Origin of the sequence: Psychromonas sp. B3M02 (assembly GCF_003318165.1) — a bacterium.
GTDB lineage: Bacteria > Pseudomonadota > Gammaproteobacteria > Enterobacterales > Psychromonadaceae > Psychromonas.
The window spans coordinates 5983-8082 of sequence record NZ_QOCB01000007.1 but is presented as its reverse complement, the minus strand read 5'-3'; the positions used below and the strand labels follow the sequence as shown (position 1 = coordinate 8082).

Below are 2100 nucleotides of genomic sequence, written 5' to 3'. Positions count from 1 at the left end.
TAAAGGCTAAGAACTTACGTGCATCCGCTTTGTTCTTGGCTTTAGAGGGGATATGTAAGGTATCCATTGGCGCATCTTCTGCTAATCCAACTTCTGGATTAATCACTGGGAACTGCATAAACGCCATTTTATCTTTTAACTCTTCAGGGAAGTTAGGCGTGATAAAGTTACCAATCAAGTACATAGCTGCTTCGCCACGGTATAGGAACGGCTGTGCTTCCTGCCATGAGTAAGTGGCATGATTCTCTAGGTAGTAACCCGCATCAATAAGCTCTTTCCAGGTTTCAAAAGTCTTTTTCACACGTGGATCTGTGTAAGGTACTTTACCGTCCATCAAGTCCATATGGAACGCTAACCCATTGACACGTAAGTTGATGTAATCAAACCAACCTGCGGTAGTCCATAGGTATTTAGAGCCGATCGTGATAGGGGCGATATTGTTTTTCTTCAATAACGCACAGGCAGCAAGATACTCTTCCCAGGTTTTAGGTTCGCTAATACCGTATTTATCAAAGATATCTTTACGGTAATAGATGCCCCACTGGTAATAAGTGTAAGGAACACCCCATTGCTTATCATCTATGGTCATCGCAGGTTTAGCGCTGGCAAAATCTTGATGAAGTTGATTGTCATCCCAGACATCGGATACGTCTTCAAATAACCCGCGGTCAACAAAGGCTTTCATACGGTTACCTGCGTACCAGAAAACCACATCTGGTGGAGAGGTCACCAACCAGTTACGAATAGTGGTTTTATAACCTTCATGGTCGTAGAGGTTATAGGTCACATGAATATCTGGATTCTGCTTTTCAAAGGCATCTATGATTTCGCTAAATGCCGCTTTAGGTGCAGGATCGGATGCATCGGAATTAATAATTAATTCACCGGAATAGGACATTGAAGAGAGCGCCATTGACATTGCGCTGGCCGCCAATATTGTTTGGATCTTTTTCATATTGTTTCCTTTTTAGTCACTAAGGTTTTGATGTTAAAGGTTAACCTTTAGTTGCACCTAACGTTAACCCTGCAATAAAGTGGCGTTGCATTGCAAAAAACAGCGCAACAGGTGGTAATGCGGCTACTACTGCACCCGCAGATATTAAATTCCATGAAGCAAGCCATTGCCCTTGTAGCGAGCTAAGTCCTGCCGTTACTGGGCGAACCGTATCACTCTGTACCAGCACTAATGCCCAAAAATAATCGTTCCAAATAAAGGTGAATACTAATACTGCTAATGCGGCCAACGCGGGTCTAACAAGTGGCAGTACGATATGCCAGAATATTTTGAATTCACTGACCCCATCAACACGTGCTGATTCTAATAATTCATTAGGTAAACCCACGATAAAGTTACGCATAAACAGGGTACAAAAGCCGGTTTGGAAAGCCACATGGAACATAATAAGTGCCATGTGTGTGTCATATAACCCGAGGCTAATGGTTAGGTCTCGAACCGGGATCATTAAGATTTGAAAAGGTACAAAGTTACCGCCAATAAAAATAGCTAACATCAGAATGTTGCCTTTAAATTGGTACTTAGCTAACGCATAACCAGCCAAGGTAGATAGGGCTACAGCACCCATTACAGCGGGTATAGTAATCATGATTGAGTTAAGTAAGTATTGTCCCATCTCAGTAGATTGAAAAACCAACATATAGTTTTCAATAAAATTAAAGCTGGTGGGCCAACCCCAGTAATTGCCTTGGTTAATATCCTGAATCGAGCGTATCGAGGTCATCATGACAGCAGCTAATGGCATCAACCATAAGACGATCGTAATAGGCAATGAGATACGATAAGCCACATTCACTAGTTTCGATGAGTGTTCAATTGGTTTTGGGTACATTATTTTTCACTCCGTAACATACGAACTAGGAAGTAAGCGATGTAAACCGCCATGATCAGAAATAGCACTACCGCAACAGCTGCGCCATAACCCATGCGATAATTGAAAATAGACTCTTCGTACATCATATAAGCAAGTACTGTTGAGCTTCCCCAAGGACCGCCGGCTGTCATAGTGGCCACTAAATCAAAGGATCGAAGGGCACCAATCACGGTGACGACTACGGCGATAAAGGTCGCTGGGGCAAGTTGTG

General features: G+C 42.8%; 3 protein-coding genes. All 3 read right to left on the bottom strand.

The window, feature by feature from the left end:
• Positions 1–955, bottom strand: a 955-nt coding sequence (locus DS885_RS00660; protein ID WP_113817482.1) for an ABC transporter substrate-binding protein, incomplete at its 3' end; no start/stop codon positions are given.
• Positions 956–995: 40 nt separating this feature from the next.
• Positions 996–1847 carry a carbohydrate ABC transporter permease gene (locus DS885_RS00655; protein ID WP_113817481.1) on the bottom strand — a complete coding sequence of 284 codons (852 nt, stop codon included), beginning with the start codon at positions 1845–1847 and terminating at the stop codon, positions 996–998.
• A partial coding sequence (locus DS885_RS00650; RefSeq protein ID WP_147232320.1) for a carbohydrate ABC transporter permease occupies positions 1847–2100 on the bottom strand: 254 nt, incomplete at its 5' end. The genes DS885_RS00655 and DS885_RS00650, both read right to left, overlap by 1 nt.

What these genes read in the sequence shown, in the direction of transcription:
- DS885_RS00655 (WP_113817481.1), bottom strand. Translation starts at nt 1,847, where the DNA reads ATGTACCCAAAACCAATTGAACACTCATCGAAACTAGTGAATGTGGCT.